Raw genomic sequence first — 13656 nt, 5'->3', positions numbered from 1 at the left:
CTTGAGCAATTCGGACTGAAATTCAGCTAGAGAAGCTCAAATGGAAACCATTGACGTACGCGGCGCCCGCACGCATAACCTTAAAAACATTAACATTACCATCCCACGCGATAAGCTTGTTGTGATCACGGGACTATCGGGGTCTGGTAAATCTTCGTTGGCGTTTGACACGTTATACGCTGAAGGGCAACGACGATACGTTGAGTCGTTATCCGCCTATGCACGTCAATTTTTATCGCTAATGGAAAAACCCGACGTTGACCATATTGAGGGGTTGTCTCCAGCCATTTCTATTGAGCAAAAATCGACGTCACATAATCCACGCTCAACCGTTGGAACCATTACCGAAATCTATGATTACTTACGCTTGCTCTACGCACGTATTGGGGAGCCACGTTGTCCTGATCATAAAGTTCCACTGACCGCGCAAACCATTAGCCAAATGGTAGATAAGGTTCTCGAAGAGCCAGAAGGAAGCAAGTTGATGCTATTTGCTCCTGTGGTTCAGGAAAGAAAAGGTGAGCACGTAAAGACCCTAGAAAATCTTGCCGCTCAAGGTTTTATCCGAGCTCGAATTGATGGTGACGTGTGTGACCTATCGGATCCACCAACCTTAGAGCTTCATAAAAAGCACACCATTGAAGTGGTCGTCGATCGTTTCAAAGTGAGAAATGACTTACAGCAACGATTGGCTGAGTCGTTTGAGACTGCACTGGAGCTTTCTGGTGGCGTCGCATCTATCGGTTGGATGGATGAGCCAAATAAAGATGAAATTGTCTTCTCCGCCAACTTTGCGTGTCCACATTGTGGCTATAGCATGCAAGAGCTTGAGCCTAGACTGTTCTCCTTCAATAACCCTGCGGGAGCGTGTCACACGTGTGACGGCTTAGGCGTACAACAATATTTTGATGAGTCTAGGGTAATTCTGGATGAAGGTCTAAGCCTTGCCGACGGTGCGATAAAGGGCTGGGACAGAAAAAACTACTACTACTTCCAAATGCTAACCTCTTTGTCTGAACACTATGGTTTTGACTTAACCAAACCGTATAAATCGCTGCCAAAGAAGGTAAGAGATATTTTAATGAATGGCTCTGGTCGTACCCAGGTAGAGTTTAAATACATTAATGATCGTGGCGATATTCGTGTAAAGACCCACCCATTTGAAGGCATACTGAATACGCTTGAGCGCCGCTACAGAGACACAGAGTCCAATGCTGTACGAGAAGATCTGATTAAGTATATCTCTACGAAATCGTGTAACAGTTGTGGTGGTACGAGACTACGCACTGAAGCCAGAAATGTTTTTGTCGACGATACACGACTGCCCGATATTGTCGAAATGAGCATTATTGACGCGGTCACGTTTTTTGACTCTTTATCCCTTGAGGGACAAAAGGCAAAAATTGCCGACAAGATCTTAAAAGAAATCAATGACCGCCTGCACTTTTTGGTCAACGTTGGGCTCAATTATCTCAACCTTTCACGCAGCGCTGAAACTTTGTCGGGAGGTGAGGCGCAACGTATTCGTCTTGCTAGCCAGATTGGTGCCGGCCTTGTTGGGGTGATGTATGTTCTCGATGAACCGTCAATCGGCTTGCATCAAAGAGACAATGAACGATTACTAAAAACACTCACCCATCTTCGAGACTTGGGCAATACAGTGTTGGTGGTTGAACACGATGAAGATGCCATTCGAACCGCTGATCACGTTATTGATATTGGTCCAGGTGCGGGCGTGCATGGTGGTCATGTCGTCGCAGAAGGGACCATGCAAGAAATCATGGACAACCCGAACTCGTTGACGGGTCAATATTTGAGTGGTGCAAAAGAAATTGAAATACCCAAGCAGCGCACCAAGATGGATCGTAAAAAGGTTGTAAAACTTAATGGCGCGTCGGGAAACAATTTAAATAACGTCAATCTAGAGCTTCCTGTTGGCTTGTTTACCTGTGTGACAGGAGTATCGGGGTCAGGTAAATCTACATTGATCAACGACACGTTCTTTAAGATTGCGCATACCGAACTTAATGGTGCGACAACAGCCGTGCCATCACCGTATAAGAAAATTACCGGCCTTGAACATTTCGATAAAGTTATCGATATTGACCAAAGCCCAATTGGGCGAACGCCGCGCTCTAATCCAGCAACTTATACGGGTATTTTCACGCCTATTCGCGAGTTGTTTGCAGGTACTCAAGAGTCTCGCTCAAGGGGTTATAAACTCGGTCGGTTTAGCTTTAACGTAAGGGGTGGACGCTGCGAAGCTTGCCAAGGTGATGGTGTATTGAAGGTAGAAATGCACTTTTTACCCGACGTGTATGTTCCATGTGACTCCTGTAAAGGTAAGCGTTACAACCGCGAAACTCTAGAAGTGAAATACAAAGGGAAATCTATCCATGACGTTCTAGAGATGACGGTAGAAGATGCGCACAAGTTCTTTGAACCTGTTCCCGTGATGGCACGTAAACTTCAAACGCTTATGGACGTCGGTTTGTCTTATGTACGATTGGGGCAAGCTGCGACAACGCTATCTGGTGGCGAAGCTCAACGAGTAAAGCTTGCGCGTGAGTTATCTAAACGCGATACCGGTAAAACACTGTACATCTTAGATGAGCCAACAACAGGGCTGCACTTCCATGATATCCAATTGCTATTAACCGTTCTGCACCGTCTACGTGACCATGGCAACACCGTAGTGGTCATTGAGCACAATCTAGATGTGATAAAAACCGCTGACTGGATTGTCGACCTTGGCCCCGAAGGCGGCAGTGGTGGTGGTGAGATCATCGCTCAAGGCACGCCTGAGAAAGTCTCTAAAGTGAAAGGCTCTCACACTGCAACTTTCCTTAAACCTATGTTATCTCGCTAATATCTATTACTATAGTGCATTCCACCGTTAGGGATGCACTATAGGAAAGTAATGGCCACACTGATCACTCAAGGTACTCAGCTAGACAGAAAGCCCGTTACCCTACCGCTAAATAACCGCTTTCTTTTCTATATCGGTCTTACCTTTATCCTGGGTATGCACTACTTCATGCGTAACCCTGGCGGCTCTGGCCTAATGCTTTCGTTTAACCCTGCAACTTGGATATGCATGTCAGGGGCATTTGGAGTGGGGTTGTATCAAATAGCGCGTAGTGGCTTTGTTCGTTATACCAAGCTAACCCTAATATTACTGATTGGCTGTATCCTGCTAACTGTTCCAGCACTGTATTCGTTAGAGTCGGGCTTTAATGCGACAAGCCGCTTGATCGGTTTATGGGCAGGGTTCCTGCTGTTCGCATTATTTCAACAATTTAGATTCTCCAACGCACAACGACAGCGCCTATTGTGGTTCATCGTGATCGCAACCTTTATTGAAAGCATTTTTGGTGGGGTGCAATATTTGATCTTAGAGCCTGGGAATCTGTTCGGCTACGACACTCTCAAAAATAGACCTTATGGCATTTTTCAGCAGCCTAATGTAATGGCTAGCTTCCTTGCAACTGGATTGATCGTGTCCGGATATCTGTTAGCGAGGCAACCTCAAAAAAAGTACGACTCACGATTGCGTAAAACGTTATTTCTCTACTCAATACCCATCATTTCGGTGCCATTGATCGTAGTCCTTGCATCAAGAACAGGTTGGATAGCGGCATCTATCGGGGTGGTTTTGATCATCCCTTATTTGGTTCGTTTTTCTACCAAACGACGCGTTACCTTTTGGCTATCAGCATTGGCAATTGGTCTAGCATTAGGATCGGTGTTACTCAGCAATGGCGGGCAAAGTGAGTTTGTGGAAGACAAGCTCAGTCTAAAAGGTGCACGAAACATCACCTTTCCACAAACCATAGATATGATGATAGAAAAACCTATAAGTGGATATGGTTATGGACAATTCGAGTCGCAGTATATTCTCTATACGGCGCGCCAACATCAACTTAATAGCGATTATCCACCGGGCATTCCATCACTGGATCACCCTCACAACGAGATAATGTATTGGGGGGTTGAAGGCGGAATCTTACCGATTATCGCTATCTTGTTGGTGACCCTGATTACGCTTCAACGCATCATGTCTTTACGGCATGGTACTAGGTTGGCCATTTTTGCGTTATTACTGCCTCTCGCTTTACACGCTCAGTTGGAGTATCCGTTTTACCACTCGGCGATCCATTGGATTACATTTATCGTTTTACTTTATTGGGTTGACCAAAAGTCAGGGCGATATAAGACTACGACCATAAGCTCATTGAGTAGCTCTGCATGCAAAATATCCAGTCTTGTGTTGCCGATAGTCATCGTCGTATTTATGGCGACTACGCTTCAATCGAATCATATACTAAGAAAGTTCGAATATGCCCAAAAACCGGATCCTCAGCTTCTTGACCAAGTAACCAACCCAATCGTATGGAAGCTTCGTCTAGACTGGGACATTCATGCTCACTTACTCAATATAGGGCTTAAAACGGGAAACCACGACTTGCTACAACGGTTTGTCGATTGGTCACTTGAGCAGGTTAAGCTGACTCCACGCCCGGCTTTCTACGCCAACTTGGTTATGGCTTATGAAGGTCTTGATCAACCTACAAACGCTCAGAGAATTCGTGAGGAATCAAAATACCTGTTTCCTAACTATGACATTGATGAAGTGATCAGAAAGTTCCACGTTTCTAACACCGAAGCAGAATCCGCTGCGGCCAACTCTATGGCAGCACAACAGTAAAAAAGGAGCCATTATGGGCTCCTTTATAGTCTTTATTTGGGTAATACCAACCAAAGCAATTACCTGACCATTCTTGATCGTTAAAATCACTGACAACGGCGTTAAAGATTTTGTAGTTAGAACAGTTGCCTACGTCAATCTTTGCCTTGTTCGCAGCAATTTCTCTGTCACAAATTTCTGACCAATTAATTACTTCGATTGCTATAAGACTTCGCGCAAAGCTTGAATGCACAATGCAATATTCTCTTCTCGAGCGCCATAACCCATTAGGCCAATCCGCCATGCATTGCCGGAAAACTTTCCAAGACCAGCGCCCACTTCTAAGTTAAATTGCTGGAGCAACTGGTTTCTTACTTGAGCATCATCGACGCCAGCAGGGATCTTCACTGTGTTGAGCTGAGGCAATCGGTGATCTTCATCCACGACAAACTCTATACCAAGTGTTTCAAGCTCTTTCTTGAGCTTCTCATGCATATCGCTGTGTCTCTGCCACGCATTTTCTAAGCCTTCGGTGTGCAATAATAGTAACGCTTCATGAAGCGCATAAAGACTGTTAACCGGCGCAGTATGGTGATAGCTGCGCTTGCCCTGCCCACTCCAGTACGCTAATACTAAACTTTGGTCTAGAAACCAACTTTGAACGGGTGTTTTTCTTTGACTCATTACCTCAACGGCTTTGGGCGAAAAGGTAACCGGTGATAAACCCGGCACACAAGAGAGACATTTTTGACTACCAGAATAGACAGCATCAAGCCCCCACTCGTCCACCAACAGTGGAACGCCACCTAACGACGTCACCGCATCAACAATGCTCAACGCGCCAAACTTTCGCGCTATAGCGGCAATAGATTTAGCATCACTGAGTGCCCCTGTCGAGGTCTCGGCATGAACAAAGGCCACGGCTTTTACTCCTGGATTTTTTTGTAGTGCCTGCTCAACAGCATGTGGGTCAACCGGCTCACCCCATTCGTTGTCGACTAGGATCGCTTCCGCGCCAACTCGAACTACATTTTCACGCATCCTTTCGCCAAACACCCCATTTCGACAGACTATCACTTTGTCCCCTGGCTCTATTAAATTGACAAAGCAGGTCTCCATCCCTGCACTCCCAGGTGCAGAAACAGCAATGGTAAATTCGTTTTTGGTTTGAAAGGCATATTGCAGTAACGACTTCACTTCATCCATCATCTTTATAAAAAGGGGATCAAGGTGTCCCACAGTTGGACGACTCAAAGATTGAAGTACTCGAGGGGATATGTCTGATGGTCCAGGGCCCATGAGGGTTCGCTTTGGAGGATAGAAGCTCTCTATGTGCATAACATTTCCTATTTCACGTTGGGTAAGTTAAGGGTAAAAAGTTGGTCGCTGAATTTCTATACGACTCTAGTAGTGGTCATACCACATCATATTTTGAAATTATTTGCAAATTCAGGCGGATCAGCATTGACATAATTATGCAGAGCAAGTTCAATGAAGACATCAAATGCAGAAGAGGAGCATTGCCCAGGTAGGTAGTTTGTGGAGCCCCACTCCAAGACAAATTACTCAGGGGGAGCAGTGCCGAGGTGTTGATTTTGGGGAAAGTCGATATCGGGTGTTTAGGTTGAATCCTAGCAACTGTCGCTCGACCTAAAGAGCGATGAGCTTCTAAGAATCTACGTGACTCCCACGCTCCTTTTCTCTGCATAAACATTAACATAGCTATGTCTAAAGGAATTAGGAGATTCGCGTGAGCGCATTCAATGTCGCTAAATTCGGTGGAACCAGTGTCGCCGATTTTACAGCAATGAGCCGTTGTGCAGCCATTGTAAAAAACAACCCCTATACAAAACTTGTCGTCAGCAGCGCTTGCTCTGGTGTGACAAACCTACTTGTTGAACTTGCCAATGGCGTTGCTGATCCTAACGAGCGAAACAGCATTATTGAAAAAATTCGCGCCATTCATGTAGCAGTGATCGAGCAGTTGCAACAGCCGGGTGACGTTACTGAATCAATAGACGAGATCATCCTCAGCATCACTCAAGCGGCGGAATCCGCCTCTTTACAGCCCAACTTGAAATTGACCGATCATTTGGTGTCGTGCGGTGAGTTAATGTCTACTCATCTTCTCACTCAAGTGTTTGTTGAGCATGGTGTCGAATCGGTACGATTTGATATTAGAGATGTATTGAAAACAAACTCACTGTTCGGCAGTGCAGAGCCAGACCTTGAACAAACCCGCGAGCAGGCCCAAAAGCTGCTTTCGCCATTGTGCGAGCAATCGGTCGTAATTACACAAGGGTTTATAGGCTCAGACTCAGAAGGCTCTACAACAACGCTAGGCCGTGGTGGCAGTGATTACAGTGCAGCACTGATTGCTGAGGCCATTAATGCTGCGGGTCTGGAAATCTGGACCGACGTCCCTGGAATTTACACCACCGATCCACGAATTGCACCTGCCGCGAAGCCGATACCAGAAATCAGCTTTAGTGAAGCGTCAGAGGCGGCTAACTTTGGCGCTAAAATTTTACACCCTTCAACACTTTTGCCAGCGCTACGTCATCATATCCCTGTATTTGTAGGCTCATCAAAAGCCCCAGAACAAGGCGGTACATGGATTCGAGATCGCGTTGCGAGCGCACCGCTTTTTCGTGCGCTAACTTTGCGTGGTAACCAAACGATGGTTACGCTCAAAAGCATCAACATGTACCAAGCATACGGGTTTTTAGCCGAAGTATTTCAAATATTGGCTAAGCACAAAGTATCCGTTGATTTGATCACAACATCCGAGGTTAGTGTGTCACTCACACTGGATCAAACAAATACCGCCGGTGGTGCTCCGCAATTACCTGCAGCGGCTCAAGCTGAACTCGAGCAGCTTTGCTCTGTTAAGATTGAACATAACCTAAGTTTAGTTGCATTGATCGGTAATAATATGGGTCAGGCACGTGGAACGGCAAAGCAGATATTTAGCACTCTAGAAGAGTACAATTTACGGATGATTTGCTATGGAGCAAGTAATCACAACTTGTGTTTCTTGATGGCGGAGTCCGACGCGAGATTAGCGGTCCAACAGTTACACCGAGAACTGTTTGAGTAGCTAATTCGACAATAGACAAAATTGAAAAGAGCAGGTAATAACCTGCTCTTTTTTTATTACAGATTAGGGCCTAACCACCTTTCAGCCTCAACAAGATCCCAACCTTTTCGCTTAGCATAGCTTTCTAATTGGTCCTGTTGAATTTGAGCAACTGCAAAGTATCGACTGTCAGGATGTGAGAAGTACCAGCCAGAGACCGATGCACCCGGCCACATTGCGTAGCTTGACGTCAACTCCATACCGATGGTTTGCTCAACATTCATCAGCTCCCATAAGCTCCCTTTTTCAGTGTGCTCAGGGTTAGCTGGATAACCCGGTGCTGGTCGAATGCCCTGGTATTTTTCGCGGATAAGGTCATCGTTACTCAGATTTTCATCTGCTGCATAACCCCAGTGCTTAATTCTTACTTGCTGATGTAAGTACTCCGCAAACGCTTCGGCTAATCGGTCTGCAACCGCTTGAACCATAATGGCATTATAATCATCACCTTGTGCTTTGTAGCTGTCGGCTAGGTCACGCTCACCTATGCCGCCAGTCACCGCAAACGCGCCAATATAGTCTGCGACACCTGACGATTTAGGGGCAACGTAGTCACTGATGCAATAGTTCGCCCCTTTTTTCTTCTCTGTTTGCTGTCGAAGGTTAAACAGGGTCTTGGCGACTACGGTTCGAGTTTCATCGGTGTAAACCTCAATATCGTCATCCACACGGTTCGCGGGGAACAATTGACACATACCACTGGCTTTAAGTAGCCCTTCTTTTTCGATTTTATCTAACCAGTCATTTGCGTCTTTAAACAAGCGTTTTGCTTCTTCGCCGACTTCTTCATGGTTCAATATCGCTGGATATTTACCCATTAAACTCCAGGTCATGAAGAACGGAGTCCAGTCGATATAATCACGCAATATCGCAATGTCTATATCTTGAATGACCACGGGGTCTAAGGTGTTTGGAACGGGTGGTTGATAGCTTTGCCAATCTATGTTCACTGCATTTTGACGTGCTACCTCAAGTGTAACGGGTTTAGACTTGGGTCTCTTTCTCGCATGCTGATCTCGAACTCGGTCATAATCCAGCTCTAACTTTTTCACAAACTCTGGTTTACGTTCATTTGAGAGTAAGGAGGAACATACGCCAACTGCACGTGAGGCGTTATTTACATACACTACTGGCTCAGAATAGTTTTGCTCAATCTTAACCGCAGTGTGAGCTTTAGAAGTAGTGGCACCACCTATTAGCAACGGTAAGTCAAAGCCTTGTCGCTCCATTTCTTTAGCCACGTGCACCATTTCGTCCAGCGACGGAGTGATCAGGCCAGAAAGTCCGATGATGTCGACCTTTTCTTCCTTCGCAACCTTTAATATTTTCTCACATGGCACCATCACACCCAAGTCGATGATCTCGTAGTTATTACACTGAAGTACTACACCAACGATATTTTTACCGATATCGTGCACATCACCTTTTACGGTTGCGAGCAGAATCTTACCGTTGGTTTGGCCCGCTTGCTTCTCGGCATCAATGTAGGGTTCGAGGTAGGCAACAGCCTGTTTCATTACCCGTGCAGATTTAACCACTTGAGGTAAGAACATTTTGCCTTCACCAAATAGATCACCAACGACGTTCATGCCATCCATCAAGGGGCCTTCGATCACTTCGAGTGGCTTGCTTGCTTTGGCTCGTGCCTCTTCGGTATCTTCAACAATAAACTCGGTGATGCCTTTAACGAGTGCATGCTCTAGACGTTTTTCAACTTCCCACCCTCGCCATTCCAGGGCAGCAGCATCATCTTCTTTACCTACACCTTTACCTGCGTATTCTGCCGCAATATCGAGTAGACGCTCTGTACCATCATCACGTCTATTAAGCACAACATCTTCCACCGCTTCGCGCAGCTTTTCAGGAACATTGTCATAGATTTCTAGTTGCCCAGCGTTAACGATCCCCATGTCCATACCATTTTTAAAACAGTGGTATAGGAACACGGCATGGATGGCTTCACGGACATAGTTATTGCCTCTAAACGAAAAAGACACATTGGACACACCACCTGAAATCATCGCATGGGGTAGGTCTCGTTTAATGTCTGCAACCGCTTCAATGAAATCGACGGCGTAATTGTTATGCTCATCAATACCTGTCGCAACCGCAAAAATGTTAGGGTCGAATATAATGTCTTCAGGAGGAAAGCCAACCTCATCAACAAGCACGCGATAGGCTTCTGTACAGATTTCTAGTTTTCGCTCTCTGGTGTCAGCTTGCCCGACTTCGTCAAATGCCATAACAATTACGGCAGCACCATAACGGCGTATCAATTTGGCCTGTTCAACAAATTTCTGCTTGCCTTCTTTAAGCGAAATTGAGTTTACGATGCCCTTGCCTTGTATACACTTTAGGCCAGCTTCAATGACTTCCCACTTTGAGGAGTCGACCATGATAGGGACTTTCGAAATCTCTGGCTCAGACGCACATAAGTTAAGGAATCGCACCATACACGCTTCAGCGTCGAGCATTCCTTCATCCATGTTGATATCGATGATCTGAGCGCCATTCTCTACCTGTTGTCTCGCTACCTCTAGGGCTTCATCGTACAACTCTTCTTTAATCAATCGCTTAAAACGTGCCGAACCCGTTACGTTGGTTCTTTCCCCAACGTTTACGAACAGTGACTCTTTGGCAATGCTTAGTGGCTCTAGACCTGATAAACGACATTCGACTTTGATATCAGGAAGTACTCTTGGTGCAACTTGCTCTACCGCGACGCACATCTGTCTAATATGCTCAGGCGTAGTACCACAACAGCCACCCACTAAGTTCAAGAATCCAGCTTCAGCCCACTCTTTGATGTGAGAAGCCATTTCTTCCGCTTCTAGGTCATATTCACCGAAGGCATTAGGCAGACCCGCATTAGGGTGCGCAGAAACAAAGGTTTCACTGATCCTAGAAAGCTCTTCTACATATTGACGTAATTCATCTGGCCCTAGAGCACAGTTTAGACCGAATGAAATTGGCTCGACGTGCCTAAGCGCATTATAAAAAGCTTCTGTGGTCTGCCCAGATAGAGTTCGCCCTGATGCATCGGTAATGGTTCCTGAAATCATTACCGGGAGTTTTCGTCCGATTTCTTCAAATACAGAATCAACCGCAAAAGCACAGGCTTTTGCGTTTAACGTATCAAAGATAGTCTCAATAAGAATTAGGTCTGAACCCCCTTCAATGAGCGCTCTTGTTGATTCGCTATAAGCTTCAACTAACTCATCGAATGAGACGTTACGAAAGCCTGGATCGTTCACATCAGGAGAGATTGAGCAAGTGCGGTTGGTTGGACCTAGCACACCAGCAACATAGCGTGGCTTATGAGGTGTTTTGGCTGTCCACTCGTCAGCAGCTTCTCGAGCTAACCTTGCTGCAGCGATATTTATCTCTGCACTTAACGATTCCATGTCGTAATCGGCCATGGCAATGGTTGTTGCATTAAACGTGTTGGTTTCAAGAATATCCGCACCCGCTTCTAGGTACTGATTGTGAATCGACTTAATAATCTGCGGTTGTGTTAACACCAGCAGATCATTATTCCCCTTTAGGTCACTGTGCCAATTCGCAAATCGCTCACCACGGTAGTCCTCTTCTTCAAGAGAGTACCCTTGGATCATTGTTCCCATACCACCGTCAATTATGTGGATGCGTTTTTTAAGTTCGGCTTCTAATATAGAACGTTCTAACACTGTACTGCTTGTCCTTGAGGTTAAACTTGTCTGTCATGAATCGAGCTGACCATTTTTGTTTTTTAGTTTGGTCTAGTCGTCCTTGGTAAAGTTTTCTTCTGAAAAATGATCTAGATCGTAAGGCGTCTGTTGGTAAACACAGTAATTCAACCAGTTACTAAATAGCAAATGACCATGACTTCTCCAACTTGCTCTAGGTGTGTTGTTAGGATCATTATCTGGATAATAGTTAAGTGGAATATCGGGATCCATCCCTTCACCTACATCTCGAATGTATTCTGAGTGTAGTGTGTGTGACTCATATTCTGGGTGCCCAGTGACGAACACATTACGTTTATCCTTAGTAGAGGCAAGGTAAACTCCGGCAATATCCGAGGTTGCCAAAATATCGAGGTCTGTATGCTCTTCTAAATATTCTGGCGAGAAGTCAGCATAACGTGAGTGTGGCGCTAAGAACTCATCGTCAAAACCTCGAAGCAACGAATGGTGCGGATCATGAATTTGATGATTGTAGACACCAGACAACTTCTGCTTGCGAGTACGTTTAGGCAAATCGTAAAGCAGTTTTAAGCCAGCCTGCGCGGCCCAGCATACATACAATGTAGAGGTCACATGGTCTTTAGCCCAGTCCATAATACTTTGTAAGTGATCCCAATAAAGCACGTCCTCAAACTGCACCAAACCAAGTGGTGCACCGGTAATAATGAGTCCATCAAAGTTACGCTGCTTTACTGCCTCAAATTGCCGATAAAAGGTATCAAGATGCTCTTCAGGTGTATTTTTACTAGGTCGATTGTCTATGCGCAGTAGCTCTACATCTACCTGCAATGGACTGTTAGACAGTAGTCTAAGAAACTGGGTCTCAGTCTCTATCTTCTTAGGCATTAAATTTAGGATCAGCACTCGTAAAGGACGAATCTCCTGTGTAGATGCACGAGACTCGCTCATCACAAAGATGTTTTCTTTTTGCAGAGTTTCAGCTGCGGGCAGTTTGTCTGGAATTCGAATCGGCATGCTCTTCCTATAAGCGTTTAGACGTCTATACTTCCAATCTATATGATCAAGGTATTAATGTCGAGGCGTAATTTAGTAGAAGTTACTGGTTAGAAATAGCGCTTCGCTGACTGACTTTTTGTGTTGTAAGAATCTTTTGCCGTGAGAATGAGATAATGAAGTATTGGCCCAGTTAATTTTTGCTATCGGTACGTTTGCGCGTGCGCAAACGGGCCGGTATCGACCTGACTTCGCTGATACCATCCCGTTTCGCGATAGCGGAGCGTAACGGTAGCACATCGTAAATAGTTGATTGAATCAGCAAATGACAAATAGCAAAAAAACCAGCACAATCGTACTCGGCTTCTAAACATAGAGCTGCTTAATTCACCAGATTCATGGTCGTTAAATTCGCTACCGGCCCGTATCGCGATAGCGGAACGTAACGGTAGCAAATCGTAAATACTTGATTGAATGAGCAAATGACAAATAGCAAAAACCAGCACTTTCATACTGGGCTTCTAAACATAGAGCTGCTTTATTCACCAGAATCATGGTCGTTAAATTCACTACCGGTACGTTTGCGCGTGCACAAACGGGCCGGTATCGACCTGACTTCGCTGATACCGTCCCGTTTCGCGACAGCGGAACGTAACGGTAGCACATCGTAAATACTTGATTGAATGCGCAAATGACAAATAGCAAAAACCAGCACTTTCATGCTGGGCTTCTAAACATAGAGCTGCTTTATTCACCAGATTTATGGTCGTTAAATTCGCTACCGGTACGTTTGCGCGTGCGCAAACGGGCCGGTATCGACCTGACTTCGCTGATACCGGCCCGTATCGCGATAGCGGAACGTAACGGTAGCACATCGTAAATACTTGATTGAATGAGCAAATGACAAATAGCAAAAAACCCAGCACATTCGTACTGGGTTTTTGTATAAGTGGCGGAGTGGACGGGACTCGAACCCGCGACCCCCGGCGTGACAGGCCGGTATTCTAACCAACTGAACTACCACTCCGCAGTGGCGTACTCGCTTTCGCAAGTGTCCATACTTTTTGTCTTCACTTTTCAAAAAAGTGAAAATAAATTGGAAGCCTGGCGATGTCCTACTCTCACATGGGGAAACCCCACACTACCATCGG

7 protein-coding genes, 1 tRNA gene and 1 riboswitch are annotated in these 13656 nt (G+C 45.5%); of the genes, 3 read left to right on the top strand and 5 right to left on the bottom strand.

Going from position 1 to position 13656, the window contains the following annotated elements; all coding sequences use genetic code 11:
* Window positions 1–40: 40 nt before the first annotated feature.
* Both uvrA and ST37_RS03035 read left to right on the top strand, forming a co-directional pair.
* Window positions 41–2869, top strand: a complete 2829-nt coding sequence (gene uvrA / locus ST37_RS03040) for an excinuclease ABC subunit UvrA (protein WP_084883714.1) — start codon at window positions 41–43, stop codon at window positions 2867–2869.
* Window positions 2870–2920: 51 nt separating this feature from the next.
* Window positions 2921–4708, top strand: coding sequence for a PglL family O-oligosaccharyltransferase (locus ST37_RS03035; RefSeq protein ID WP_084883712.1), 1788 nt, complete (start codon window positions 2921–2923; stop codon window positions 4706–4708).
* A 201-nt stretch (window positions 4709–4909) separates the two neighbouring features.
* Here ST37_RS03035 and ST37_RS03025 read toward each other — a convergent pair whose 3' ends face one another.
* Window positions 4910–6025 carry an alanine--glyoxylate aminotransferase family protein gene (locus ST37_RS03025; RefSeq protein WP_084883708.1) on the bottom strand — a complete coding sequence of 372 codons (1116 nt, stop codon included), beginning with the start codon at window positions 6023–6025 and terminating at the stop codon, window positions 4910–4912.
* Between the two features lie 164 nt (window positions 6026–6189).
* A riboswitch (Lysine riboswitch) is annotated at window positions 6190–6363 on the top strand.
* Window positions 6364–6437: 74 nt separating this feature from the next.
* Between ST37_RS03025 and lysC the strand changes: the two genes are divergently transcribed.
* Entirely contained in the window at window positions 6438–7787 is a 1350-nt protein-coding gene (gene lysC / locus ST37_RS03020; RefSeq protein WP_084883707.1) for a lysine-sensitive aspartokinase 3, read from the top strand.
* Between the two features lie 56 nt (window positions 7788–7843).
* On the opposite strand, the gene metH is transcribed toward lysC, so the two are convergent.
* From metH to ST37_RS03000, 4 genes are all read right to left on the bottom strand, one after another.
* The gene (gene metH, locus ST37_RS03015) at window positions 7844–11512 is read right to left on the bottom strand and encodes a methionine synthase (protein ID WP_084883705.1); all 3669 of its coding nucleotides are present in this window, start codon (window positions 11510–11512) and stop codon (window positions 7844–7846) included.
* 72 nt (window positions 11513–11584) lie between these two features.
* Window positions 11585–12526 carry a homoserine O-succinyltransferase gene (gene metA, locus ST37_RS03010; RefSeq protein WP_084883704.1) on the bottom strand — a complete coding sequence of 314 codons (942 nt, stop codon included), beginning with the start codon at window positions 12524–12526 and terminating at the stop codon, window positions 11585–11587.
* Between the two features lie 182 nt (window positions 12527–12708).
* The gene (locus tag ST37_RS03005; RefSeq protein ID WP_084883702.1) at window positions 12709–13017 is read right to left on the bottom strand and encodes a hypothetical protein; all 309 of its coding nucleotides are present in this window, start codon (window positions 13015–13017) and stop codon (window positions 12709–12711) included.
* A gap of 438 nt (window positions 13018–13455) precedes the next feature.
* A tRNA-Asp gene (locus ST37_RS03000) sits at window positions 13456–13532 on the bottom strand.
* Window positions 13533–13656: the final 124 nt, after the last annotated feature.

The organism is Vibrio sp. qd031 (assembly GCF_002100145.1).
Classification (GTDB): domain Bacteria; phylum Pseudomonadota; class Gammaproteobacteria; order Enterobacterales; family Vibrionaceae; genus Vibrio.
Note: the sequence above shows the minus strand (reverse complement) of the source record. Positions and strands in the feature narration are given on the sequence as shown.

Bases quoted from the DNA above. Each gene is read 5' to 3' on its own strand.
- ST37_RS03025 (WP_084883708.1), bottom strand. From the start codon at position 6,025: ATGCACATAGAGAGCTTCTATCCTCCAAAGCGAACCCTCATGGGCCCT.
- ST37_RS03005 (WP_084883702.1), bottom strand. From the start codon at position 13,017: ATGAAAGTGCTGGTTTTTGCTATTTGTCATTTGCTCATTCAATCAAGT.
- ST37_RS03035 (WP_084883712.1), top strand. From the start codon at position 2,921: ATGGCCACACTGATCACTCAAGGTACTCAGCTAGACAGAAAGCCCGTT.
- metA (WP_084883704.1), bottom strand. From the start codon at position 12,526: ATGCCGATTCGAATTCCAGACAAACTGCCCGCAGCTGAAACTCTGCAA.
- uvrA (WP_084883714.1), top strand. From the start codon at position 41: ATGGAAACCATTGACGTACGCGGCGCCCGCACGCATAACCTTAAAAAC.